Below are 25,368 nucleotides of genomic sequence, written 5' to 3'. Positions count from 1 at the left end.
GCCAGAGCCAGAGCCAGAGCCCGGTTTCTCTCCCTCCCGTCCATCTGCATTTGTGGATCTTGAGAGCGTAAGGGCGCGTGAAGGCTGGACAGTTCAGTTAATTGCCGGGAATCAGGAACAAACGGTGCTGAATCTGATGGATCAGTACGAATCCATTTCCGGTATACTCTACACCCAGACCCAAAGGCAGGGGCAGGACTGGTTTGTTGGCTTCTACGGCGAGTTTTCCTCGCGTGATGAGGCCCGAAAAGCAGTTGAGCGTCTTCCCCAGGCCCTGCGGGACCAGTCTCCCTGGATCAGGCAATCACGCGATTTCTGATTTTCTGTGCCTGCCTTTTTTCGTGTTTTATTCTATAAAAACAATAACCTGACTCTCTGTTTTATGGTGTGCGCTGTCTGGCGCAGCATTCGTATTGAACGTGCTTGCCCCCTAAAATAAAAACGCTTTGGTTTGAGTACGTATTTCTACGCGTGTAAAATAGCCAGCCCCCATTTTCAGTGTCGAAGGGTGAGTTTATTGTCTGTATGCAAATAACCCTTTGATTGAAAAGCATTTCTACGCGAGAGAACGCTTATGATGACAGGTTTGTATCATCCCGACGAATTCAGGGACAACTGCGGCTTCGGTCTGATCGCCCATATGAAGGGCGAGGCCAGCCACAAGTTGTTGCAAACTGCCATCGAGTCACTGACCTGCATGACCCACCGTGGTGGTATCGCTGCAGACGGAAAGACCGGCGATGGTTGTGGCCTCCTGATCCAGAGCCCGGATGCCTTTTTGCGCAAGGCCGCCAAAGCGGAATTTGGCAAGGAGCCTGAAGAGCTGTTCGCTGTGGGCCAGGTATTCCTTAACCCGGACGAGAACAAGGCCGCTGCCGGCCGTGCTGCCGTGGAAAAGCGCCTCGCAGAGCAGGGCCTGGAAATCATGGGTTGGCGGAAGGTGCCAACGGACGACAGCTGCCTTGGGCCGATGGCGCTTGACTGTTTGCCCTGGATTGAGCAGGTGTTTGTGGTTCCCGCCGGTAAAACCGAGCAGGAATTCGCCATCTCGCTGTTTGTTGGGCGCCGCCACGCTGAGCGGGACATGGCCGATGACTCCGAATTCTATATCTGTAGCCTGTCTCACCGAACATTGGCCTACAAGGGCCTGATGATGCCGGCGGACCTGGCGAACTTCTACAAGGATCTGGGCGATCCGGACCTGCAGACCGCTATCTGTGTCTTCCACCAGCGCTTTTCCACAAACACCATGCCGCGTTGGCCGCTGGCGCAGCCGTTCCGCTATCTCGCCCACAATGGCGAGATCAATACCGTTGACGGCAACCGTAACTGGGCGATTGCCCGTGCCGCCAAATTCAGCGCACCGGAACTGCCAGACCTACAGACGCTGCAGCCGCTGGTTAACCTGACGGGCTCAGATTCCTCCAGCATGGACAATATGCTGGAAGTACTGCTGGCCGGTGGTGTCGACCTGTTCCGTGCCGTGAGAATGATGATCCCGCCTGCCTGGCAGAATGTGGATACCATGGATTCCGAGTTGCGGGCATTCTATGAGTACAACTCCATGCATATGGAACCGTGGGATGGTCCAGCCGGCCTGGTTCTCTCCGACGGTCGCTACGCCGTCTGTATGCTGGATCGGAACGGACTTCGCCCGGCTCGTTGGGTAATCACCAAAGACGACTTCATTACCCTGGCGTCCGAGATCGGTACTTACGACTATAAGCCCGAAGACGTGGTGGCCAAGGGACGTGTCGGTCCGGGGCAAATGCTTGCTATTGATACCGAGTCCGGCGAAGTCCTGCATACGAAAGACGTGGATAATCGCCTGAAGTCGGCCCAGCCCTACAAGCGCTGGCTGCGGGAGAACTCCCTGCGGGTTGAAACCACGCTGAATCAGGACACACCTGACTTCAAGCTGATGCAGTCCGACGAGCTCCATATACACCAGAAAATGTTCATGGTCTCCTACGAGGAGCGTGACCAGGTTCTGCGCCCTCTGGCTGAGAACGGCCAGGAAGCAGTAGGGTCGATGGGGGACGATACGCCCATGGCCGTGCTCTCGAGCCGTGTCAGGCACGTGGCTGACTACTTCCGTCAGAAATTTGCCCAGGTGACCAACCCGGCCATCGATCCGCTTCGGGAGTCCATCGTGATGTCCCTGGAGACGTGTATTGGCGCGGAGCGTAACGTGTTCGAGGAAACGCCGGAGCACGCTAACCGCATCATCCTGACAACACCGGTGCTCTCGCCGGCCAAGTACCTGAAGATCGCCAACAATGATCGGCCCGGATTCGAAGTTGCTCGGATCAACATGAGCTACAGCCCGGAAATGGGGCTTGAACAAGCTGTGCGTAACGTGTGCGACGAGGCTGAGCAGGCAGTCCGCAGCGGCAAGGTGATCCTGATCCTGACCGACAAGGATCTGAAAGAGGGGGAGCTGCCGGTCAATGCCATGATGGCAACGGGCGCCGTTCACCATCACCTGGTCAAGAAAGGCCTCCGGTGTGACTCCAACATCCTGGTTGAAACCGGTTGGGCCCGAGACCCGCACCAGTTTGCTGTGTTGTTTGGCTTTGGCGCTACGGCGGTCTATCCGTACTTGGCCTACCAGGTGCTTAACGACCTGATTCGCACCGGCGAACTGATGATGGACCCCATTGATGCGAAGAACAACTATCGCAAGGGTGTCAACAAGGGCCTGCTGAAGATCCTGTCCAAGATGGGGATCTCCACCATCACCTCCTACCGGGGGGCGCAGCTATTTGAGGCGATTGGCCTGGCAGATGATGTGGTGGACCTGTGTTTCAAAGGTGTTCCCAGCCGTATCCAGGGCGCCGGTTTCTTTGATTTCCAGCAGGATCAGGAACAGCTGGCGGCGGTGGCCTGGAAGCATCGCAAGCCCATCACCCAGGGTGGCCTGTTGAAGTATGTCCACGGTCAGGAGTACCACGCTTTCAACCCGGATGTAGTGGGTAAGCTCCAGGAAGCCGTGACCAGTGGTGATTACGGGCAGTACATGGAGTACGCCGGGCTGGTAAACGAGCGCCCGGTGTCCACGCTTAGGGACCTTCTTGGGTTCCGCAAGGATATCAAGGCGATTGATCTGTCCGAGGTGGAGCCAGTGGAGAATATCTTCCCGCGCTTCGACTCGGCGGCCATGTCCTTGGGTGCGTTGTCTCCGGAGGCTCACGAAGCCCTGGCGGTAGCAATGAACACCTTGGGTGGTCGCTCCAACTCCGGTGAAGGCGGGGAAGATCCGGCCCGTTATGGCACGGAGAAACGTTCCAAGATCAAACAGGTGGCGTCTGGCCGCTTCGGCGTCACCGCTGAGTACCTGCGCAGTGCCGATGTCATGCAGATCAAGGTGGCCCAGGGTGCCAAGCCCGGTGAGGGCGGTCAGCTACCCGGTGGCAAGGTCAATGACCTGATTGCCCGCCTGCGCTACTCAGTGCCCGGTGTGACGCTGATTTCGCCACCACCGCACCACGATATTTATTCGATCGAGGATCTGGCGCAGCTGATTTTCGATCTCAAGCAAGTTAACCCGAGCGCACTGGTGTCTGTAAAACTGGTGTCGGAGCCTGGTGTAGGCACCATCGCTGCTGGTGTGGCCAAAGCCTATGCCGATCTGATCACGGTTTCGGGCTACGACGGTGGTACAGCGGCCAGCCCGCTAACCTCCATCCGTTACGCCGGCTCGCCCTGGGAACTGGGCCTGAGTGAAACCCAGCAAGCGCTGCGCGCTAACGACCTGAGGGGCAAGATCCGCTTGCAGACGGACGGCGGTATCAAGACCGGTCTGGATGTGGTCAAGGGCGCTATTCTGGGCGCTGAAAGCTTCGGTTTCGGCACCACGCCAATGGTGGCTCTGGGTTGTAAGTATCTGCGTATCTGTCACCTGAACAACTGTGCCACCGGCGTCGCGACCCAAAACGAGCACCTGCGGGAAGAACACTTCAAAGGCACCGTTGAAATGGCGATGAACTTCTTCCGGTTCGTTGCGACCGAGACCCGAGAGTGGATGGCCAAGCTGGGCGTTCGCAACCTGGAAGAACTAGTAGGGCGTGTTGATCTGCTGGAGCGTCTGCCCGGCGACACCCCGCGCCAGAAGAAGCTGGATCTGACGCGTCTGTTGTCTAACGACCACATTCCGGCGGACAAGCCCAACACCTGTCAGGTGGAGCGCAATCATCCGTTTGATGAAGGCAAGCTTGCCGAGCAGATGGTGAAAGACACAGCGGATGCGATAGCCAGCAAGGCTGGTGGTACCTGGTCCTACAGGGTTACCAACTGTGACCGGTCGATTGGTGCTCGCCTGTCCGGAGAGATTGCCCAGTTGCACGGCAACCAGGGCATGGTCTCGGCGCCCATCACTCTGGATCTGACTGGCACCGCCGGCCAGAGCTTCGGTGTCTGGAACGTGGGCGGTCTCAACCTGCTTCTGGAAGGCGATGCCAACGACTATGTCGGCAAAGGCATGACCGGTGGCAAGTTGGTGATTCGGCCACCGTCCGGAAGCGACTTTAAAACCCAGGATACCTCGATCGTAGGTAACACCTGCCTCTATGGTGCAACCGGTGGCAAACTGTTTGCCGCTGGCACCGCCGGTGAACGCTTCGGTGTTCGTAACTCCGGCGCCCATGCGGTGATAGAAGGTGTGGGCGATCACTGCTGCGAATACATGACGGGTGGTTTGGTCACAGTTCTTGGCAGCACCGGTCACAACTTCGGTGCTGGCATGACGGGTGGTTTTGCCTACGTGCTGGACTTGAACAACACCTTCGTGGACAAGTACAACCATGAGTTGGTCGAGATTCAGCGGATATCCAGCGAGGAAATGGAGTCCTACCGTAATCACCTGCGCGGTGTGGTCCGCGAGCATATTTCTGAAACCGCGAGCGAGTGGGCAGAGCATATTCTTGACAATTTCGATGACTACATTGGCCGCTTCTGGCTGGTCAAACCCAAGGCGGCGAACCTTCGCAGCCTGCTGGCCAGCACCCGGGCGCGTCCCGAGTAAAGGCGGTTGAAACAGGTAGAGGGCATTGCTGCAGTGCCCGCGTCGAAATTGAGTCTGATGAGAGCGTCACAATGAAAGAACGACTGAGTAACGACTTCCAGTTTGTCGAAGTAGGGCGTGTCGACCCGAAAAAAGTACCGGCAAAGAAGCGCAGAAAAGAGTTTGGTGAAATTTACCATCCATTCACCCAGGATAATGCCGCGTCGCAATCGCACCGTTGCCTGGAATGCGGCAATCCGTATTGTGAGTGGAAGTGCCCGGTACACAACTACATCCCGAACTGGCTGAAGCTGGTGTCGGAAGGCAACATCATGAGGGCAGTTGAGCTCTGTCACCAGACCAACTCCCTGCCGGAAGTCTGTGGCCGCGTTTGCCCCCAAGATCGTCTGTGTGAAGGGGCCTGTACCCTGAACGACGGCTATGGCGCAGTAACCATCGGGTCGGTGGAAAAATACATTACCGATACAGCCTTTGCTCTGGGCTGGAAGCCGGATATGTCCGCCGTCAAATGGACCGACAAAAAAGTGGCAGTGATCGGTGCTGGTCCGGCCGGCCTTGGCTGTGCTGACGTCCTGGTGCGCAACGGTGTAAAGCCGGTGGTGTTTGATATTTACCCGGAAATTGGCGGCCTTCTGACCTTCGGGATCCCCGAGTTTAAGCTTGAGAAGTCGGTCATGACCCGTCGCCGCAAAGTGTTCGAGGAAATGGGAGTGGAGTTCCGTCTGTCCACGGAGGTGGGCAAGGACGTGATGATGGCCGACATCCTCGAGGAGTACGACGCTGTCTTTATGGGGATGGGAACCTACACCTACATGAAAGGCGGTTTCCCGGGCGAAGATCTGCCAGGCGTTCATGATGCACTGCCCTTCCTGGTCTCGAATGTGAATCGTCGTCTTGGGTTTGAGAAAGACGCCGACGATTTTATCGATATGAAAGGCAAGCGAGTGGTTGTGCTCGGCGGCGGCGATACCGCCATGGACTGTAACCGCACCTCGATTCGTCAACAGGCAGCGAGTGTTACCTGTGCCTACCGTCGTGACGAACAGAACATGCCGGGCTCGCGCCGGGAAGTGTCCAACGCCAAGGAAGAAGGCGTTAAGTTCATGTTCAACCGTCAACCGATCGCCATTATTGGCGAAGACCGGGTTGAGGGAGTCAAGGTGGTTCAGACTCGCCTCGGCGAGCCCGACGAAAACGGCCGCCGTCGTCCGGAAGTGGTCGCTGGCAGTGAGGAAGTGATTCCGGCCGATGCAGTTCTGGTGGCCTTCGGATTCCGTCCGAGCCCGGCCGACTGGTTTGACGAGTTGAAGGTAAACACCGACGACTCTGGCCGTGTCAGCGCTCCGGAGGAAGTGGAGTTCGGCTTCCAGACCAGCAATCCCAAGATATTTGCCGGTGGCGATATGGTCCGTGGTTCGGATCTGGTCGTAACGGCTATCTGGGAGGGTCGCCAGGCGGCGGAAGGTATCATGGATTACCTGGATATCTGACAGCCCCCGGTTTCATCCGGGTTGGAAGGGCGGCTTGCAGACGGCGGGCCGCCCTTTTTTATTGCCACAAACCGGGTATCATTGCCCTCCTAAACTTTGACAGACAGCAGACTGGGAATGCTATGACCGAGCTGAAAAATGACCGTTTCCTGCGTGCGCTGATGCGTCAGCCCGTTGATCGCACGCCAGTGTGGATGATGCGCCAGGCAGGTCGATACCTGCCGGAATACCGAGCGACTCGGGCCAAAGCCGGAGACTTTCTCAGTCTGTGCAAAAACACACCGCTGGCCTGTGAAGTGACGTTACAGCCGTTGGAGCGGTTCCCGCTGGACGCTGCCATCCTGTTTTCAGACATCCTCACCATTCCTGATGCGCTGGGGCTTGGCCTGTACTTCGAAACTGGGGAGGGCCCGAAATTCCGTAACACTGTCCGCTCCGCTGCCGACGTAGCCGCGTTGCCCAAACTCAATGCGGAAGTAGACCTGGATTACGTGATGAATGCCGTGTCCACCATACGTGGCGCACTTAATGGCAGCGTTCCGCTGATCGGCTTCTCTGGTAGCCCTTGGACGCTCGCCACCTACATGATTGAAGGGGGCTCCTCCAAGGACTTCCGCGAGGCCAAGAAGCTGATGTACGGCCAGCCGGAGGTAATGCATCAGTTGCTGGACCATTTGGCGGACTCGGTGATTGATTACCTGAACGGACAGATTCGAGCCGGCGCCCAGGCGGTCCAGATCTTCGATACCTGGGGCGGCGTGCTGAGTAGTTGGGCGTATCAGGAGTTTTCCCTCAACTACATGAAAAAAATCGTCGCCGGCCTGATTCGAGAGAACGACGGGCGTCGCGTACCCGTTATCCTGTTCACAAAGAATGGCGGCCAGTGGCTGGAGTCGATAGCGGAATCCGGTGCTGACGCGGTCGGTCTGGATTGGACAACGGATATCGGCAAAGCCCGTGCTCGCATTGGCGATCAGGTTGCCCTGCAGGGCAACATGGATCCGGCCATGCTTTACGCGCCGCCGGAGCGGATTCGCCAGGAAGTGGCCGATATCCTGTCCCGCTACGGCACCGGCCCGGGCCATATCTTCAACCTCGGGCACGGCATTACCCCGGACGTTGATCCGGAGCACGCCGGGGCGTTTATCCGTGCGGTGACTGAGCTGAGTCCGGAGTATCACCTGCAAGACTGATGGTTGGGAGTAGCGGGCGGTTATTGGGGCTTTCCAAAACACGCCCGTAAATACGTCCATGTAGGGCTCGGTCGCGCCATCCCTGGCGCTCCACGGTTTTGGAAAGCCCCAACAACCGCCCTCTGTCCGACTTCTGCGTTAACGCTCCGCAGAGCCTCTGTTTGGTGTTAGCGCTAGATAGAAGCTTCTGTGCGGTCTATAGTCATAACAGACGAGACCGGTTAACAGGAGTAACCCTTGCCAACCAAAGCCCCCGAAAAACGCCGCTTCCACAGAATCTCCTTCGATGCCGAATGCGAACTGCATTGGCAGGACGAAGTGTGGGTGAGTGAGGTGTTGGATATTTCACTGAAGGGCGTACTGGTAAAGCGGCCGTTGGAGTGGAGGGTTCCGCTGAAGCAGCCTTGCGAAGTGATCATCCATCTCGACGATCACGAAACCGGGATCGTGATGGCGGTGGAGTTACGGCACATTGAGGAAGAGCGGTTGGGGTTCAAATGCCAATATATCGATCTTGAAAGTGCGACCCACCTAAAACGCCTGGTGGAACTGAATCTGGGGGACCAAGCGTTATTGGAGAGGGAGTTTGCACACCTGATTGATTGAGGCTAGGGATTTCCGGAGGTAACTGCGAAGCTGGTAGGCAGGATTGGAAGGGCCTTTCCAAAAATGTGCGGAGCCATGGATGGCGGAGCCCAAGCGCACATGGATGTGCTTGAAGCGTTTTTTGGAAAGGCCCTTCCAATCCTGCCCGGCACCAAAAAACCAGGCTAGAAACCAAGTCTCAAAGCTCCTCCAAAGCCGACAACGCATCACTAAGCTTGGTCACGGGAATAACCTTCATCCCCTCAATAGCCTTACGAGGCGCATTAGACTTAGGCACCAAAGCGCGGGTAAACCCGTGCTTGGCAGCTTCGTAAATGCGTTCCTGGCCACTGGGCACCGGCCGAATCTCACCAGAAAGGCCAACCTCACCGAAGATCACCAGATCCTGGGGCAGGGCACGGTCGCGGAAGGACGACACGATGGCCGCAAGCAGCGCCAAATCCGCACTGGTCTCGTTAACCTTCACGCCGCCCACCACATTCACAAACACATCCTGATCCGACACATGCATGCCACCATGGCGATGCAGCACCGCCAGCAGCATCGCCAGCCGGTTCTGATCCAGGCCCACAGCAACGCGTCTCGGATATCCCCCCTGGGCCATATCCACCAGCGCCTGAATCTCCACCAGCATAGGCCGAGTGCCTTCCCAGACCACCATCACCACGCTGCCGGGAGCTGCCTCCTCGCCGCGGTTCAGGAAGATGGCACTGGGGTTCTTCACTTCCTTCAGGCCCTGTTCCAGCATCGCAAACACGCCCAGTTCGTTAACCGCGCCAAAGCGGTTCTTGATGCCCCTCAGGGTGCGGTAACGGCTATCGCTGGAGCCTTCCAGCAGGATGGAGCAGTCGATCATATGCTCCAGTACTTTCGGCCCAGCCAGGCTGCCATCCTTGGTAACGTGGCCCACCAGGAATAGAATGGTGCCGGTCTGCTTGGCAAAGCGGGTCAGGTAAGCTGCGCTTTCGCGAACTTGGGAGACACTGCCCGGAGCGGATTCCGACTCGGCGACATGCATAACCTGGATACTGTCCACCACCAGAATGCGCGGCTTTTCAGCCTCGGCAACCTGCATGACCCGCTCGACACTCGTTTCCGAGAGCATCTTCAGGTCTTTGGTGGGCAGCCCCAGGCGCTTGGCGCGCATGGCGACCTGTTGCAGCGATTCCTCGCCTGTGACGTACAGGGCTGGAACGCTGGACGCCAGGTGGCAGACCGCCTGAAGCAAGAGGGTGCTCTTACCAGCGCCAGGATGGCCGCCCATCAGGATGGCGGAACCTTCCACAAGCCCGCCGCCCAGAACGCGGTCAAACTCCTGCATGCCGGAGCTGATGCGCGGCTGTTCGGCAAGGCTGACGTCGTCCAGGCTTTTTACCTCTGAGAGACTGCCCGCAAAGCCCTCAAAGCGGGCGCCGCGGGCACCCTTGGCGTTGCCGCCACTGATGCCGCGGACCTCGCTGATCGTATTCCAGGCCTGGCAGGCGGTGCATTGCCCCTGCCACTTTGAATAATCCGCACCGCATTCGGAGCAGACATAGGCGGTTTTTGCTTTTGCCATCAGGCCAGCTTCTTATACTTCATGCGCTGGGGCACCATGGCAGAGTCACCCTTCCGCTTCTTGTGATCCTCATCGTATTCGCTGAAGTTGCCTTCGAAGTAGACCACTTCACCATCGTCCTCAAACGCCAGGATGTGAGTGGCCACACGGTCCAGGAACCAGCGGTCGTGCGAGATCACCAAAGCGGAGCCTGGGAAGTTGAGCAGGGCTTCCTCCAGGGCACGCAGGGTTTCCACGTCGAGATCGTTGGTCGGTTCGTCCAACAGCAGCACGTTGCCACCTTCCTTGAGCAGTTTCGCCAGGTGCAGGCGGTTGCGTTCACCGCCCGACAAGTCGGCCACACGCTTCTGCTGGTCGGAGCCCTTGAAGTTGAAACGACCTACATAGGCTCGCGACGGGGTTTCGTAGTTACCGATCTTGATAATATCGTTGCCGTCGCTGAGCTCCTCCCAGACGGTGTTGTCGCCGTTCAGGTCCCGCATCTGGTCCACGTAGGCCAGTTTTACGGTTTCACCGACGGTAATGGTGCCGGAATCGGGCTTGTCGTAGTCGCCGATCATCCGGAACAGCGTGGACTTGCCCGCGCCGTTGCCGCCGATGATGCCAACGATCGCTCCCGGAGGAACGCTGAGCGAGACGTCTTCGTAGAGCAGGCGGTCATCGAAGGACTTGCTGATGCCATCGATCTCAATCACCTTGTCACCCAGGCGAGGGCCTGGTGGGATGTATAGTTCGTTGGTTTCGTTGCGCTTCTGGAATTCCTGGGAGCTCATTTCCTCGAAGCGGGCCAGGCGGGCCTTGCTCTTGGACTGACGGCCTTTGGCGTTGCTGCGCACCCATTCCAGCTCGTGCTTGATGGTCTTCTGGCGAGACGCTTCCTGTTTGGCTTCAACTTCCAGGCGCTTTTCCTTGTTTTCCAGCCACTGGCTGTAATTGCCTTCAAACGGAATGCCCTGGCCGCGGTCCAGTTCCAGAATCCAGCCGGCCACGTTGTCCAGGAAGTAGCGGTCGTGGGTGATGGCAACCACTGTGCCGGTGTAGTCGTGCAGGAAGCGTTCCAGCCAGGCTACAGATTCGGCATCCAGGTGGTTGGTGGGCTCGTCCAGCAATAGCATGTCCGGGCTGGACAGCAGCAGACGGCACAGCGCCACGCGGCGGCGCTCACCGCCGGAGAGGTTTTTCACCATGGCGTCCCAGGCCGGCAGGCGAAGGGCATCGGCAGCCACTTCCATCTTGCGCTCAATATCGTGGCCGTCGGAAGCCTGTATAAAGGCTTCCAGTTCGCCCTGTTTCTTGGCGAGGGCATCAAAGTCGGCATCCGGCTCGGCATAGGCGGCATAGACCTGATCCAGCTCCGCCAGTGCGTCATGGACGCCCGAGACCGCCTCATCGACAATTTCCTTGACGGTCTTGGCGTCGTCCAGTTCCGGTTCCTGGGGCAGGTAGCCGACGTTGATGCCGGGTTGGGGGCGGGCCTCACCAATGTAATCCTGGTCGATACCGGCCATAATACGTAGCAACGTAGATTTACCAGCGCCGTTCAGGCCCAGTACGCCGATTTTCGCGCCTGGGAAAAAGCTCAGGGAAATGTCTTTGAGGATTTCACGCTTGGGCGGAACCACCTTGCCCACGCGGTTCATGGTGTATACGTATTGCGCCATGTGTCGGAATCCTTCTTGCGAGTGTAAGTGTTGGAATTACTGATGGTGTCTGACTAAGGCCGTCGGTCAGGGCGGTCCGGGATCGTCAAAATCAAGGATGACTTTGTCGAGCGTACAGGGACGTATTCACAGCGTATCCCGGATCGCCCTGACCGATGGCCGTAACGCCAATAGCTAGTAGCCGCAACCAATGAATATTGACCGAGTAAGGTATCGAAACCAACCGGGGATAGCAATTGAGCAAAAAGCGCAGGCGGCGGCGTGTCGGTATCTGCGGACGGCATAAAGGGTGATTTTTTACCCATTTGTAAGATAGAATAGCGGCCCATTTTTTCGGGCAGCTAAGCACATAGGGGCAGCGCATCCATGTTTAATCGTGATATGAAAATCGCCGGTTTTGACGACGAGCTCTGGAACGCCATTCAGGCGGAAGAGAAACGCCAGGAGGCTCATATCGAGCTGATCGCGTCTGAGAACTATACCAGTCCCCGGGTGATGGAAGCCCAGGGTAGTGCGCTGACCAACAAGTATGCCGAAGGCTATCCCGGCAAACGTTATTACGGCGGCTGTGAGTTTGTCGACATCGCCGAGGACCTGGCCATCAGCCGGGCCAAAGAACTGTTTGGTGCTGCCTACGCCAATGTGCAGCCGCATTCCGGCTCACAGGCCAACTCTGCCGTATTCATGGCGCTGCTCAAGCCGGGTGATACGGTTCTGGGCATGAGCCTGGCCCATGGTGGGCACCTGACCCATGGTGCCAGCGTCAACTTCTCCGGCAAGATCTACAACGCCGTCCAGTATGGCCTGAACCCGGACACGGGGCTGATCGATTACGATGAGGTGGAAAGCCTTGCCGTTGAGCACAAACCCAAGATGATCATCGCCGGTTTCTCAGCCTACTCCCAGGAGCTGGACTTTGCCCGATTCCGCGCGATTGCCGATAAGGTTGGCGCCTACCTGTTTGTGGACATGGCCCACGTGGCAGGTCTCGTGGCTGCTGGTGTTTATCCAGACCCGATACCTCATGCCCACGTGGTTGCGACGACTACCCATAAGACCCTGCGTGGCCCCCGTGGTGGTTTGATCCTGGCCTGTGACGATGCCGACTTGCAGAAGAAACTTAACTCCGCTGTATTCCCTGGCGGCCAGGGCGGCCCCTTGATGCACGTTATTGCTGCCAAGGCGATTTGTTTCAAGGAAGCCATGAGCGACGAGTTCAAGGTGTATCAGAAACAGGTGATCAAGAATGCCAAGGCCATGGCTGAGGTGTTTGTCTCCCGCGGATTCGATGTGATTTCCGGTGGTACAGAGAATCACCTGTTCCTGGTCAGCCTGATCAAGCAGGACATCACCGGTAAGGATGCAGACGCAGCCCTGGGCCGAGCGCACATCACCGTGAACAAGAACGCAGTACCTAACGATCCGCGTTCGCCGTTCGTAACCTCCGGCCTGCGCATCGGTACGCCCGCGGTGACCACTCGTGGTTTCGGGGAGTCCGAGTGTCGTGATCTGGCTGGCTGGATGTGCGATATCCTGGATAGCCTGGAAGATGAATCCGTTAATGACCGGGTTCGTGAGCAGGTTGAAGGCCTGTGTTCGCGGTTCCCGGTTTACGCCGGCTAAATAGCCTGATTGCGCCCTCGGGCAGGCCTTGTTGCCTGGCCCGATGGTTTGCAGGAGCTTCTGAGTATGCATTGTCCTTTCTGTGGTGAAGCGGATACCAAGGTAATCGACTCCCGGCTGGTGGCCGAGGGTGATCAGGTGCGTCGCCGCAGGGAGTGTCTGTCCTGCCGTGAGCGTTTTACAACGTTCGAGTCGGCTGAGCTTGTGATGCCTCGAGTGGTCAAGCAGGACGGCACCCGTCAGCCTTTCGATGAGGAAAAGCTCCGGGCCGGTCTGATGAAAGCCCTGGAGAAGCGTCCGGTGAGCATCGAGGAAATTGAGGCGGCACTGAATCGCATTCGATTCCGGTTGCGGGCGACCGGCGAGCGTGAAGTCAAGTCCATGCAACTCGGTGAAGAAGTGATGACGGAGTTGCGTCAATTGGACAAAGTGGCCTACGTGCGCTTCGCGTCTGTGTACCGCAGCTTTCAGGACGTCAACGAGTTCAAGGAAGAGATCGAGCGCCTTTCAGCGACCTCGGGCGAAGACCCGGTGGATGTAGCCAAGGCCCTGGCGGATAACCATTCTTCCGAAGGGCAGGCATGATCGACGCTCAGGACACGGCGTTTATGGCACGGGCGGTGCAGCTTGCCTGGCGTGGTCGCTATTCGACGCATCCCAACCCGCGGGTGGGGTGCGTCATCGCCCGAGGCAGCAAGATTTTGGGCGAAGGCTGGCATGAGCGAGCAGGCGAGGCTCACGCAGAAGCGCGCGCGCTCAGCCTGGCTGGGCCGGATGCCCGTGGCGCAACGGCCTATGTCACGCTGGAGCCCTGCAGTCATTTTGGCCGTACACCGCCTTGTGCCAAAGCGCTGATAGAAGCGGGCATCGCCCATGTGTTTGCGGCGACCAAGGATCCCAATCCCTCGGTATCCGGTCGCGGCCTGGATATGCTCCGAGAGGCAGGCATTCGTGTAACGGAAGGCCTACTGGCGGAAGAGGCCGTGCGATTGAATCCCGGGTTCATGAAGCGAATGAACGTTGGCAGGCCCTATGTTCGGCTTAAAATGGCTGCGAGCCTTGACGGCAGGACGGCCATGGCCTCCGGCGAAAGTCAGTGGATTACCGGCTCGGAGTCCCGCCGCGATGTCCAGCGTCTCAGGGCCATCAGCGATGCCATTCTGACAGGGGTGGGGACGGTTCTCGCTGACAATCCTTCACTGACCGTTCGTCGGACTGAATTGGGTGACATTGGTGACGCCACGGAGCCGTCCCGCCAGCCCCTGCGCGTGATCGCGGACCGGGACGCGCGTACGCCCCCGGGCGCTACGATCCTGCAGGGTGGCAATGTCCAGGTGTATTGCGCCTCCCCAACACTGGCAACCGCACCGGCACAGGACCTTGCCGCGTTGGGCGTGGGCCTGACGGGTGTGGCCTGGAAGGATAATGGAATTGATGTTCGCGAGTTGCTCGACTCACTGGGGGAGTTGGGCATCAACGAACTGTTGGTGGAAGCTGGCCCAACGCTGGCCGGTACATTTATCAGCGAGCGTCTGGTAGATGAGCTATGGCTCTACCAGGCGCCGGTGTTCCTGGGCAGCACTGGCCGGCCAACGGCCAATCTGCCACTGGAATCCATGGCGGACAAGGTGCAATGGAAAGTGCTGGATCGCCGTCAGCTGGGCGAGGACCAGCGATTGATCCTCGCGCCGGGGTAACGGTTACTAAATTCATGGCTGCCGGCACCGACACTCGGGCGGACAGACCAACAGGATGCAAATACGGTATGGCACTGAACAGCATTAAAGACATTATCGACGATATCCGTCAGGGCAAGATGGTTATCCTGATGGACGATGAGGACCGGGAAAACGAAGGTGACCTGGTGATGGCCGCAGAGCATTGTACGCCAGAGGCTATCAACTTCATGGCCCGCTTCGGTCGTGGGCTGATTTGCATGCCGATGACGCGCCATCGTTGCGAACAGCTTGGCCTGCCGTTGATGGTGCAGCAGAATGCATCGGGTTTTGGCACCAAGTTCACCCTGTCCATTGAAGCGACTGAAGGCGTAACGACGGGTATCTCTGCCGCCGACCGTGCGCGAACTGTCCAGGCTGCTGTTGCCCGCGATGCAAAAGCGTCGGATCTGGTTCAGCCGGGACATATTTTTCCGCTGATGTCGGACCCGGGCGGGGTGCTCAGCCGAGCCGGCCATACCGAAGCATCCTGTGATCTGGCAGCCCTCGCCGGCTGCGAGCCCGCTGGCGTGATCTGCGAAATCATGAACGACGATGGGTCCATGGCCCGCCGTGAAGATCTGGAAAAATTTGCCGAAACTCACGACCTGAAGATCGGCACGATTGCGGATCTGATCCACTATCGGACATTGAACGAGCGCACCATTGAGTGCGTTGAGCAGTACGACCTGGATACCGAGTACGGTGTATTCAACTTGCGCACCTATCGCGACAATATCCAGGGTTCCACCCATCTGGCCATGGTGATGGGGGATATTGCGGCCGAGGACCCGGTGCTGGTGCGTGTGCACATCACCGATACTCTGCGTGACCTGCTCGGTGCCCGCCGCGCAGATTCCCGTAGCTGGCCATTGCATCATGCTCTGGAGAAGGTGGCGAGTGAAGGTCGCGGCGTCGTTGTCCTGCTCAATAGCGCCGAAGACAGCTACAATCTTGAAGATCGTATCCACGAATTTTTCGAGCAGGATAAAAAGTCCGCGGGTAAGGGCAGCTCCGGTGTCTATTTTACCGTTGGTACCGGCTCACAGATTCTGAGGGATCTCGGTGTTGGCAAAATGCGCCTTCTGAGTCCGCCCATCAAGTTTTCGGCCATTTCCGGATTCGAGCTGGAAGTCGTGGAATACGTGCCCTACACACCCGAATAATGAACCCCGGCAGCCCCGTATCGTAACGACGGGGTTGCCAATGAAGGAGCCATGCATGGCAGATATTAAAGTAATAGAAGGCGATTTCACTCACTGCAGTGGTAAGTACGCGTTGGTCGTCGGCCGTTTCAACGGTTTTGTGGTTGAGAGCCTGGTGGAGGGTGCGGTTGATACCCTGCGTCGTCATGGTATCGCCGATTCCGATATCACGATTGTGCGGGTTCCCGGCGCCTATGAGATGCCGCTGGCGGTCAAGCGTGTGGCGGAAACCGGCAACCACGACGCGATCATTGCACTGGGTGCGGTTATTCGGGGTGGCACACCACATTTCGACTACGTGGCAGGCGAAGCCTCCAGTGGTTTGGGTGCGGTTAGCCTCGAAACCGACGTGCCGGTGACGTTTGGCGTGCTGACGGTCGACTCCATCGAGCAGGCAATCGAGCGTGCTGGTACCAAGGCCGGTAACAAAGGCGCCGAAGCAGCGATTACGGCCCTGGAAATGGTCAGCCTCTTCAAAAAGCTGGGTGAATAATGAGCGCATCGGAAGACAGTGCCGCGCAACCGGCCCCCGCGGGCCAACCTAAGGCAGGCGATAGGCGCAGGGCTCGGGCGCTTGCGATGCAAGGCCTTTACCAGCGCCACTTCAGCAAGAGCTCGATCACCGATATCGAATCCGAATTCATCGTCGACAATGACATGTCGAAAGTGGATGCGGCCTATTTTCGCGATCTCCTCAGGGGCGTTCACCGGGAGCAGGCTGAGTTGGATCGTCTGTTGGAGCCATTCCTGGATCGCCCGATCCATGAGGTGGATGCCATCGAACTGGCGATCGTGCGCCTGGGTGCGTACGAGCTCAAACATCGACTGGACGTTCCATACAAAGTGGTGATCAACGAAGGCATCGAGATGGCCAAGAGGTTTGGTGGTACCGAAGGCCATAAGTTCGTCAACAGCCTTCTGGACAAGCTCAGTCAACGCCTGAGACTGGCCGAGACCCGTCCCCGCTGAGCGATGGGTGAATTCGAGCTGATCCGCCGTTATTTCTTCCCCATTGCCGAGGTCGGAAACGCCTCCGCGGTTGTGCTGGGGCCCGGTGATGACTGCGCCATTCAGCGTGTTGGGTCAGGCCTGGACCTGGTTTTTTCTGTGGACGCCCTGGTTGAGGGCGTGCATTTTCCCTATCGCTATGACCCCGAAAAGCTCGGTTGGAGAAGCCTTGCCGTGGCCGCGAGTGATCTTGCCGCCATGGGGGCCGATCCGGTTTGTTTTACTCTCGCGTTAACGCTTCCCGATGCAGACCCGGACTGGCTGAGCGCCTATGCGTGCGGACTGGCAAGCGCTGCCAGACATTTTGGCCTGTCGCTCGCTGGCGGCGACACTACGCGAGGCCCGCTGACCCTGAGCATGCAGGTTCATGGTACGGTACCGAAAGGTGAGGCCATCCTGAGGTCTGGCGCACAAGTGGGGGACTACATCTGTGTTTCCGGAACGCTGGGAGAGGCCGGAGCGGCATTGGGCTATCTTGAAAGGGATGATCCCGGGTCGGATGCGCAGTCGGTCCTGCGAAGATACCACTTCCCTGAGCCCAGGCTTGCACTTGGAGCCGCTCTGCGTGGGTACGCCACTGCAGCCGTGGATGTATCTGACGGCCTGGTGGCAGACCTGGGGCATATCCTCGAGGCCTCTGGAGTTGCGGCCAGTATCGATGCGAGTCGGCTGCCACTGTCGCAACACCTGGAGCGCCTTGTGGGCCAGTCTGCTGCTGGCCTGGCATTGAATGCCGGAGACGATTACGAGTTATGCGTTACGCTGCCTCCACAGGTTTGGTCTATTCTCCCCGAGGATGTCCGGCGTGAGTTGACCGTTATTGGCAAGGTCGTTGCCGGGGAGGGTGTAACCATTGACTGGGGGGATCATATCGAGAACCTCTCAGCGGGAGGGTACGATCATTTCAGGAACTGATTCATGAGCAGCGACAATAACCTCCAGGAACCGGAGTTCACTGAAGCACTACTGCCGCCAGGGTTTCTTCGTAATCCGGTCCACCTGTTGGCGTTTGGATTTGGCAGTGGTACCGCTGCCAGGGCGCCTGGTACCTGGGGCAGTCTCGCGGCGATTCCCCTCTGGTTCTGTTTTGCCTGGTTGCCGCCCGTCGCTTACTGGGCGATTGTCCTGCTGGCCTTCGTGGTTGGGATCTGGCTGTGTGGCAAGACGGCAGAAGATCTCAAGGTTCATGACCATGGGGGCATCGTCTGGGACGAATTTGTGGGCATGTGGATTGCGCTGGGGCTTTTCCCGGACAACATTTACGGCGTTCTGATGGCCTTCACATTGTTCCGGCTTTTCGACGTGCTCAAGCCCTGGCCCATCAGTTGGTTGGATGAGTATTTGCCGGGCGGGCTGGGTATCATGGTGGACGATGTCGTGGCGGGTTTCATGGCATTACTGTGCCTGCTCGCCATCGACCGGTGGTTGATGCCGATCATTGTCTGAACATCGTTCTGAGACGGGAGGACCGTCCAGATCAGTGGACCTGTTGCTCTTCCGGAAGAAGTCGCACAACATGCAGGAAACGTCTGAGGCCGGTTTCTGCGCGTTGTCGGGAGGCAAAGGGACCGCTGTCGAAGCCCTCCCGGGTAGTGAAATACCACTTGCTCCCGACGCAGAAGAACCGACTGCTTCGGAACGGTGCGGGGCCGTTTTCTCCGGACCGACGTTGGGTATCCATGTTGTCTCCTGAGCCCTTCGGTGCATTTGTGACACCGGGTGGGCGCTATTTCAATTCTCTGACTGTTTAAAATTAAATCAATTCCTGCCGAATTCAACATTTTTTTACATTTTTTGGGTAGACTTGATGCCTTCTTCGTAACCGGAGTGTCATCGGGTTACTGTAAACAGGCTGCATGTCTTGCCCTCGGCTCGGCCACTCTTCAAAATGCCTTTCAACCACAAGTGATTATCCGCCAGTGGACGCTGGCGAACAGCACAAGGATATAGCATGAGTATCTATCACGTTTTAGTCTTTTTCAAGAAAGTACGATTCGGTGCAATGGCCCTTGTTGCCGTGGCTTTGCTCGCGGGATGCAGCTCTACCATGAGCAACGTCCAAACCTGGGAGGGTGACGCTGTGGATTCCTCACAGGCCGCCGTTCTTGAATCCCCGGGCGAAATCCGGGTGCAGCAGGTGAATGGTCGCAAACTCGGTAACTTTCTAATGGATGACCTGGCCCTGAATTACGAGCTTTTACCGGGCGAAAATCAGGTTGTGTTTACCTATAAGACGATCTGGGCCAAGAGTGGCGTGGTCCGTAATGGCGAATCCAAAGTGCACGTCGTTGAAACAGCGCCCCAGGCCGTGATGATCAACGCACAACCGGGTGATACCTACCGTTTCAGTTTCGAGCCTCCCGCCAACAAGAGCGATGCCGAGGCGTTCGCCAACAATTTCACTGCTGATGTGGTTGATGGGTCCGGTAATGTTGTAGCCACCGCCAGCGCCTGGGATGGCCAGCCTGCCGGCACCCGAACTGCTGCAAGGGCACCCGTCGGCTCTGGTGGCAAAGAAGAAAGTGTCGGAGGCGCGAGCGCCGACTCAGTGAGTACCCTGGGTGAGCTCAAGTCGCTTTGGGGTCAGGCCAATGAGGAAGAGAGGCGGGCGTTCCTGCGTTGGGCCTTCGAGTAATATGCAATCCTGATGGGCGGCGACTCTGTCTGCCGCTCGTCACTGTCGTTCAGTTGCGAAATCGCCTGAACGTTCTCCGTAGAACACCTTCCATGATGTTCAGTGCCTCGTCAGTCAGAGTAGGATGACTGTCAGGGTGCTCGCGCGCGTCTTCTTCATACGGTGGCAGAGTCTCGGCCGCCGATTCGATCGATTTCAGGCTGCTTTCAAGCAGTTCCGGCAGTGAGTCGCCATCAGCCACTACGTCGGGGCACAGGGTGAAATTGATCGTCAGACTGCCCTGATAGCTCACTGCGACAATCACCAATCCCATGCTGTCGAACAGCGGGGCGGAGTTGAACTGCCTCACCAACCGTGAACCTTGTAAGTACAGCGGTACCTGCGGCCCGGGTACGTTGGTGATCGGAAGGTTGAATACCGGCTGATACCGTTGCGCAATCTGCAGTTCGGAATACAGTCTCGCGGAGAGTGCCAGCATGGTGGAGGGTAGGAGTTCTGTCAGCCTGTCTGCTGCAATGGCTTCACGGTAGGGCTCGGATTCCACCGCATTCCAGTGTATCCGCCGAATTCGTTCGGCCGGATTGGGCTCGGTGGTGGCCAGATCCAGTAACATGGCGGACATCTGGTTGCCGGTGGCCTTACGAAGGCTGCTTGACCGCACGGAAATCGGTGTCATCGCTACCAGCGAGCGTTCCGTTGTGGCGTCACTCCTGGCCAAGTAGCGGCTTAATGTTTCAGCGCACAGGCCGAGGACGACGTCGTTCAGGGTTACATCACCGAGTGCCGCCTTGATGGCCTTTAGCCGGGACAGATCCAGGCTGGCCGAAACGATCTTGCGGTTGGCGGTAATCTGGCGGTTAAACGGACTGTGAGGCGCGGAAAACAGGGGGAACGGCAATGGCAGTTTTCGCATCTGTTTTTGTATGAGCCCGCGAGCAGTGGCTTCGGCGGCACTTATGGCGAGGGACGTCACTTGCAAGGGTTTGCGCAGCAGGTTTGCACCGGTCTGGAGAATAACCCTTTCTTCCGACGGTTCCGGCTGCGGGTACCAGGGGCGCGGTGTTTCTATCGCTCTCGCTTTTGGTGAGTATTCCAGAAGTTTGCCAATGATTTCCTCGCCACTGAACGCGTCAATGGCGGCATGATGCAGTTTTACGATGAGCGCGAAACTTTTGCTGTCTGCATCGTCGTCGAGTTGGAATCCGTCGACAAAAGTGATGTGCCATAACGGGCGATCCCGTTTGAGCGGTTCTTCCAGAATTCGCGAGGCCAGTCCCATCAGGCTATCGACTTTGCCGTGGTTGCCGAGGTTCACATAAGCCAAGTGCCGCTCGATACTGAAGTCTGGATCGTCAATCCAGTAGGGACGCCCCAGCCGCAGGGGTATTTCCTTCAGGCGCTGGCGGAAGAGGGGGACCACATGAAGCCGGCTTCGCAGATAAGCGACAAAGGTGCTGAAGGCCAGGGGTTTGTCGCGCTCCCGGGCATCGAAAAGATAGATGCCGCCAATGTGCATGGGGGCGGTTTCGGACTCCAGGTACAGGAATGAGGCATCCAGCTCCGACAGCTGCCGCATGGTTTGAGCTCCGTTCACAGGTTCTTGCGTGGGGGCAGTATAAACGACTGTGCCGCTATTCTGTTGGCTGTTTTGCCCGGGAGGCCTGTGTTGTGAAGTCAGGACTATTTTTGGCTGTCATTCAGGGTTGTAGCCAGGCGGCAATGTCTGGTGAGTCTCCGAGCTTTTCCCAGAACCACATCAGTGCCTTGCCCTGATCCTCAGCGTGGCGGGCCAGATGAAGCTGGATGGCCTGTCTGGGCTCATGAACCCTGAGCGCTTTCAGGCTGCCATCTGCTAGCTGGTCGCGTACGCGTGCTTCCGGAAGCCATCCGACCGCAAGGCCGGTTTTTTGCACGGCGATCTTCTGGTCGATATTGGCAACGGTCACGGTTCGCTGACGGCGGAATATGCCGGCGTGGCCAGGGGGCAAGGAGCGGGAAGTGTCTGCGGCTACTGCTGCGGGGAAGCGAGCAATATCCTCCTCCCTTAGAGACTGAGAGGCCCTTGTCAGAGGGTGGTCTGGTGCGACTGCGTAGACAAACGTCATGTTTCCCAGCGGTTTTGTGGTGAAAGACCCTGCAGGTTTGCTCATCTGGTCGGCGCCAACAACCAGATCAATTCGTCGGCTTTGCAGCGCATCCCAGGAGCCGGCGAAGACTTCTTCCACCAGTTGCACCTCCACCGGCACGCCGAGTTCGTAAAACTCTTTTACGGCGGGAAACAGGCATTCGGCCGGTAGCAGGGAGTTGAATCCGATTCGCAGGCGGGTTTCCCAGCCCTGTGCCACCTGGCGGGTAGTGTGGGCCAGGTTTTCAGCAGCTTCCAGCAGGGTGCGGCCCTCTTCCAGCAGATAGCGACCGGCTGGGGTGAGGGCTGCTCGGTGGCCGGTGCGGTCGAAGATGGCGACGTTGAGGTCTTCTTCGAGTTTCTGGACGGTGTAGCTGATTGCCGAAGGAACGCGGAAGAGTTCGTTGGCTGCGCCAGCGAAGCTGCCTTTGCGGTCGATGGCATCGAGGACTTTGAGGGCGTCTATGGTGATGGCTGTGTGCATGTTCGAATTATCTGAATGTGTTGGCCAGAATTGATTGTTTGAGAGCGTAGCAGGGTGGCCGGTATTCTTCCTGTTAAAGATTTAAGGCTTGTTCAGAAATTTGAAGGCTCGGAGTCAGATCGCAGCCGCCTTCTCAAAACATCAGGTTCAGGAGTATAGGGTTATGGGACTTCTCGTCGACGGCAAATGGCATGATCAGTGGTACGACACCTCGAAAACCGGCGGCAAGTTTGAGCGTGAGGCCGCCCGGTTCCGGAACTGGGTCACGGCGGATGGCTCGCCGGGGCCCGCTGGGGAAGGTGGCTTTACAGCGGAGTCGGGCCGGTATCACCTGTATGTGTCGATGGCGTGTCCCTGGGCCCATCGAACGTTGATTTTCCGGGCACTGAAGGGGCTGGAGAAGCATATCTCGGTGTCGGTTGTGCATCCGGATATGCTTGAGAGTGGCTGGGAGTTCCGGCCGGATGAAGAGGCGCATCGGGACTCGGCCAATGGCAAGCGCTTCATGTACGAGGTGTATCTGAAAGCGGCGTCCGATTATTCCGGGCGGGTGACGGTGCCGACGCTGTGGGACAAACAAAAGCAGACAATTGTCAGTAATGAATCGGCGGATATTATTCGCATGTTTAACTCGGCATTCGATGGGCTGGATGGCGTTCGGAGTGATCTGGATTTTCACCCTGAAGAACTTCACGGTGAGATCGATGAGGTGAACGAACGGGTTTATCACACGGTGAACAATGGCGTTTATAAGGCCGGATTTGCGACGGCCCAGGATAAATATGAAGAGGCGTATGCGGCGTTGTTTGAGTCTCTTGATTGGTTGGAGGATCGCCTTTCAGGGCAGCGTTATCTGGCTGGCAATCGGTTGACTGAGGCGGATTGGCGGTTGTTTACCACGTTGATTCGGTTCGACGCAGTGTATTTCAGCCACTTCAAATGCAATCGTCAGCGAATTGCGGACTTTCCGGCGCTCTCCAGGTACCTGCGGGATCTGTATCAAGTGCCTGGCGTGGCGGATACGGTGGATATTCGGCAGATCAAGCGGCATTACTACGTCAGTCAGCGCACGGTCAATCCGACGCAGATTGTGCCGGTGGGGCCAGGGCTGGATTTCACATCGGCCCACAACCGGGAAGCGCTGGGGCCTGGTTTCGAGGGCTAAGGGTGTTCCTGGATGATTAGCTGACCCGCGCGACCGCAACTTCGGTCAGTAGCGCAAGCGCATTCCGGTGGTCAGATTCGGGAATGTCTTTCAGACAGTCGAGGGCTGCCTGGGCTTCTGCTTTCGCGCGTTCCATGGTGTATTCCAGAGCGCCCGAACGGTTTACGATGTCGAGGATACTGGGTAGGTCCTCCAGTCCACCTTTGCGGACAGCCTGCCGTATGAGCTGCTTCTCATCATTACTGCCGTTGGCCATGGCGTAAATCAGTGGCAGGGTGGGTTTGCCCTCGGCCAGGTCGTCGCCAACATTCTTGCCCATGGCTTCTGCATCACCTCGATAATCCAGTACGTCGTCCACCAGTTGGAACGCCAGGCCCAGGTGTTTGCCATAGGCGCTCATTGCCTGCTCCTGATCTTCCTCTGCGCCTGCCAACAGCGCGCCGGTGTGGGACGCTGCTTCGAACAGCATGGCGGTTTTGTTGTGAATCACTTCCATGTACTTGTCTTCGCTAACGTCCGGGTTCTTAACGTTCATCAATTGAAGGACTTCCCCTTCGGCAATCACGGCCGTGGCGTGAGAAAGCACGTCCATGATTTTCAGGTTTTGGAGCTCCACCATCATCTCGAAGGCCCGGGCGTAGAGGAAATCACCTACCAGTACGCTGGGTGCGTTGCCCCAGCGGGCATTGGCGGTGCTGCGGCCGCGGCGCATGTCTGAGGTGTCCACCACATCATCGTGCAGGAGCGTCGCGGTGTGCAGGAATTCGATGACCGCGGCCAGCTTCAGGTGATCGTCCCTTTCATAGCCCAGCGCGCGGCTTGAAAGTAATGCCAGCAATGGTCTCAGGCGCTTACCGCCGCTTTCGATTATGTACTGGGCGATTTTTTCGACCAGGGGAACGTCAGATGAAAGCCGTTTGATGATCAGATCGTTGACGCGGCTGAAGTCGTCCGCGACGGTGTCGTAAATACGCTGGGCTGTCATTCGGCTGGTCCGATCCCTTGTCTGGTGTTTTCGTTGGAAAAAATAGGCGGGTGCCGCAATGCTAGGTATTGCAGTGATCGGTGTCAACTTGGCTTGTAAAGCGGTGGCGGTTTTCGTACAATCACGCGCCCAACTCATCCCAACCTGCGCTCCCTGCTATAGGGTTGCCGAAGCGCTTCCCTTAGAACCAGGTGGATAAGAGCAGGGATGGGTCAATCGCGGAGAACGTTAATGTACGCAGTTATTGTTAGCGGTGGTAAACAGCACCGTGTAAAAGAAGGCGAAACTCTGAAGCTGGAAAAGCTGGAAGTGGAAACAGGCGGCAACGTCGAGTTTGACCGCGTTCTGCTGATCGCTGATGGTGAAAAAGTTCAGGTTGGTGCACCGGTTGTTGATGGTGCCAAAGTGACTGCGGAAGTGGTTAGCCACGGCCGTCACGACAAGATCCAGATCATCAAGTTCCGTCGTCGGAAGCATTCCATGAAGCGTCAGGGCCACCGTCAGTGGTTTACTGAAGTCAAGATCACGGGTATCCAGGGCTAAGACCCTCGAGTAACCCCTTAGATAAGGAGGCTTGTAATGGCTCATAAAAAGGCAGCAGGTAGTACCCGTAACGGTCGCGATTCCGAGTCGAAACGACTTGGTGTGAAGCGCTTCGGCGGCGAGACTGTATCCGCGGGCAGCATCATCGTTCGTCAGCGCGGCACCCGTTTCCACCCGGGTCACAACGTTGGCCTTGGCAAGGACCACACGCTGTTTGCAACTGCAAACGGACAGGTCGTGTTTGAGGTAAAGGGTCCGGAGAACCGTAAGTTCGTGAGCATCGTTCCGGCTGCGTAAGCAGCGGCGATCTCGGGTTCTGTCGAACCTTCGGTGGCCCTGATATGATTTG

The 25,368-nt window shown here is 57.6% G+C and carries 23 protein-coding genes; 17 read left to right on the top strand and 6 right to left on the bottom strand.

All coding sequences use genetic code 11. The features are described from left to right. The 5 genes from B3M52_RS19385 to B3M52_RS19365 all read left to right on the top strand — a co-directional run. A partial coding sequence (locus B3M52_RS19385; protein ID WP_286750039.1) for an SPOR domain-containing protein occupies positions 1 to 319 on the top strand: 319 nt, incomplete at its 5' end. Between the two features lie 255 nt (positions 320 to 574). Continuing rightward, entirely contained in the window at positions 575 to 5,023 is a 4,449-nt protein-coding gene (gltB, locus tag B3M52_RS19380; protein WP_036203599.1) for a glutamate synthase large subunit, read from the top strand. Positions 5,024 to 5,094: 71 nt separating this feature from the next. Beyond that, on the top strand, positions 5,095 to 6,513 hold the full coding sequence (locus B3M52_RS19375; protein WP_286750038.1) for a glutamate synthase subunit beta: 1,419 nt from the start codon (positions 5,095 to 5,097) through the stop codon (positions 6,511 to 6,513). A gap of 122 nt (positions 6,514 to 6,635) precedes the next feature. Then, a complete protein-coding gene (gene hemE, locus B3M52_RS19370; RefSeq protein ID WP_075195670.1) occupies positions 6,636 to 7,706 on the top strand; it encodes a uroporphyrinogen decarboxylase in 1,071 nt (356 codons plus the stop codon). Between the two features lie 237 nt (positions 7,707 to 7,943). Next, on the top strand, positions 7,944 to 8,312 hold the full coding sequence (locus B3M52_RS19365; protein WP_036203604.1) for a PilZ domain-containing protein: 369 nt from the start codon (positions 7,944 to 7,946) through the stop codon (positions 8,310 to 8,312). A 178-nt stretch (positions 8,313 to 8,490) separates the two neighbouring features. Here the strand turns inward: B3M52_RS19365 and radA are convergent, their stop codons facing one another. Both radA and ettA read right to left on the bottom strand, forming a co-directional pair. After that, the gene (gene radA, locus B3M52_RS19360) at positions 8,491 to 9,870 is read right to left on the bottom strand and encodes a DNA repair protein RadA (RefSeq protein WP_036203607.1); all 1,380 of its coding nucleotides are present in this window, start codon (positions 9,868 to 9,870) and stop codon (positions 8,491 to 8,493) included. Beyond that, entirely contained in the window at positions 9,870 to 11,531 is a 1,662-nt protein-coding gene (gene ettA / locus B3M52_RS19355; RefSeq protein ID WP_036203610.1) for an energy-dependent translational throttle protein EttA, read from the bottom strand. Before ettA ends, radA begins: the two co-directional genes overlap by 1 nt. A 366-nt stretch (positions 11,532 to 11,897) precedes the next feature. Between ettA and glyA the strand changes: the two genes are divergently transcribed. The 8 genes from glyA (at position 11,898) to B3M52_RS19315 (ending at position 18,528) form a co-directional block, all read left to right on the top strand. Next, positions 11,898 to 13,154 (top strand): serine hydroxymethyltransferase, encoded by a 1,257-nt coding sequence (gene glyA, locus B3M52_RS19350; protein ID WP_036203614.1) that lies wholly within the window; start codon positions 11,898 to 11,900, stop codon positions 13,152 to 13,154. A gap of 66 nt (positions 13,155 to 13,220) precedes the next feature. After that, complete coding sequence (gene nrdR, locus B3M52_RS19345; protein WP_007155557.1) at positions 13,221 to 13,739, top strand: transcriptional regulator NrdR; 519 nt, start codon at positions 13,221 to 13,223, stop codon at positions 13,737 to 13,739. Further along, positions 13,736 to 14,851: a bifunctional diaminohydroxyphosphoribosylaminopyrimidine deaminase/5-amino-6-(5-phosphoribosylamino)uracil reductase RibD gene (gene ribD, locus B3M52_RS19340; protein ID WP_036203617.1), complete on the top strand. Its 1,116-nt coding sequence runs from the start codon at positions 13,736 to 13,738 to the stop codon at positions 14,849 to 14,851. The genes nrdR and ribD overlap by 4 nt, the downstream gene beginning before the upstream one ends. 68 nt (positions 14,852 to 14,919) lie before the next feature. Next, positions 14,920 to 16,035 (top strand): bifunctional 3,4-dihydroxy-2-butanone-4-phosphate synthase/GTP cyclohydrolase II, encoded by a 1,116-nt coding sequence (gene ribBA / locus B3M52_RS19335; RefSeq protein ID WP_007155555.1) that lies wholly within the window; start codon positions 14,920 to 14,922, stop codon positions 16,033 to 16,035. Between the two features lie 55 nt (positions 16,036 to 16,090). Further along, a complete protein-coding gene (gene ribE / locus B3M52_RS19330) occupies positions 16,091 to 16,567 on the top strand; it encodes a 6,7-dimethyl-8-ribityllumazine synthase (RefSeq protein WP_286750035.1) in 477 nt (158 codons plus the stop codon). Next, positions 16,567 to 17,043 carry a transcription antitermination factor NusB gene (nusB, locus tag B3M52_RS19325; RefSeq protein WP_286750034.1) on the top strand — a complete coding sequence of 159 codons (477 nt, stop codon included), beginning with the start codon at positions 16,567 to 16,569 and terminating at the stop codon, positions 17,041 to 17,043. The genes ribE and nusB overlap by 1 nt, the downstream gene beginning before the upstream one ends. A gap of 3 nt (positions 17,044 to 17,046) precedes the next feature. After that, complete coding sequence (gene thiL, locus B3M52_RS19320; RefSeq protein ID WP_286750033.1) at positions 17,047 to 17,997, top strand: thiamine-phosphate kinase; 951 nt, start codon at positions 17,047 to 17,049, stop codon at positions 17,995 to 17,997. 3 nt (positions 17,998 to 18,000) lie between these two features. Further along, the gene (locus tag B3M52_RS19315; protein WP_286750032.1) at positions 18,001 to 18,528 is read left to right on the top strand and encodes a phosphatidylglycerophosphatase A family protein; all 528 of its coding nucleotides are present in this window, start codon (positions 18,001 to 18,003) and stop codon (positions 18,526 to 18,528) included. Between the two features lie 31 nt (positions 18,529 to 18,559). On the opposite strand, the gene B3M52_RS19310 is transcribed toward B3M52_RS19315, so the two are convergent. Continuing rightward, positions 18,560 to 18,763, bottom strand: coding sequence for a DUF6316 family protein (locus B3M52_RS19310; RefSeq protein ID WP_027830997.1), 204 nt, complete (start codon positions 18,761 to 18,763; stop codon positions 18,560 to 18,562). Positions 18,764 to 19,033: 270 nt separating this feature from the next. On the opposite strand from B3M52_RS19310, the gene B3M52_RS19305 reads away from it, so the two are divergent. Further along, complete coding sequence (locus B3M52_RS19305; protein ID WP_286750031.1) at positions 19,034 to 19,717, top strand: DUF2057 family protein; 684 nt, start codon at positions 19,034 to 19,036, stop codon at positions 19,715 to 19,717. A 49-nt stretch (positions 19,718 to 19,766) separates the two neighbouring features. Here the strand turns inward: B3M52_RS19305 and B3M52_RS19300 are convergent, their stop codons facing one another. Both B3M52_RS19300 and B3M52_RS19295 read right to left on the bottom strand, forming a co-directional pair. Beyond that, positions 19,767 to 21,293 carry a WS/DGAT/MGAT family O-acyltransferase gene (locus B3M52_RS19300; RefSeq protein WP_286750030.1) on the bottom strand — a complete coding sequence of 509 codons (1,527 nt, stop codon included), beginning with the start codon at positions 21,291 to 21,293 and terminating at the stop codon, positions 19,767 to 19,769. 121 nt (positions 21,294 to 21,414) lie between these two features. Then, a complete protein-coding gene (locus B3M52_RS19295; protein ID WP_286750029.1) occupies positions 21,415 to 22,326 on the bottom strand; it encodes a LysR substrate-binding domain-containing protein in 912 nt (303 codons plus the stop codon). Positions 22,327 to 22,489: 163 nt separating this feature from the next. Here B3M52_RS19295 and B3M52_RS19290 point away from each other — a divergent pair, with 163 nt between their 5' ends. After that, positions 22,490 to 23,491 carry a glutathione S-transferase family protein gene (locus B3M52_RS19290; protein ID WP_286750028.1) on the top strand — a complete coding sequence of 334 codons (1,002 nt, stop codon included), beginning with the start codon at positions 22,490 to 22,492 and terminating at the stop codon, positions 23,489 to 23,491. A 16-nt stretch (positions 23,492 to 23,507) separates the two neighbouring features. On the opposite strand, the gene ispB is transcribed toward B3M52_RS19290, so the two are convergent. Further along, positions 23,508 to 24,476: an octaprenyl diphosphate synthase gene (gene ispB, locus B3M52_RS19285; RefSeq protein WP_286750027.1), complete on the bottom strand. Its 969-nt coding sequence runs from the start codon at positions 24,474 to 24,476 to the stop codon at positions 23,508 to 23,510. Positions 24,477 to 24,707: 231 nt separating this feature from the next. On the opposite strand from ispB, the gene rplU reads away from it, so the two are divergent. Then, positions 24,708 to 25,019, top strand: a complete 312-nt coding sequence (rplU, locus tag B3M52_RS19280; RefSeq protein WP_036203642.1) for a 50S ribosomal protein L21 — start codon at positions 24,708 to 24,710, stop codon at positions 25,017 to 25,019. 36 nt (positions 25,020 to 25,055) lie between these two features. Next, positions 25,056 to 25,316, top strand: a complete 261-nt coding sequence (gene rpmA / locus B3M52_RS19275; protein ID WP_007155544.1) for a 50S ribosomal protein L27 — start codon at positions 25,056 to 25,058, stop codon at positions 25,314 to 25,316. Positions 25,317 to 25,368: the final 52 nt, after the last annotated feature.

The organism is Marinobacter sp. UBA2688 (assembly GCF_002352785.1).
Classification (GTDB): Bacteria; Pseudomonadota; Gammaproteobacteria; order Pseudomonadales; family Oleiphilaceae; genus Marinobacter; species Marinobacter salarius.
The sequence above is the reverse complement of the archived record's forward strand: the minus strand, read 5'-3'. Positions and strand labels throughout refer to the sequence as shown.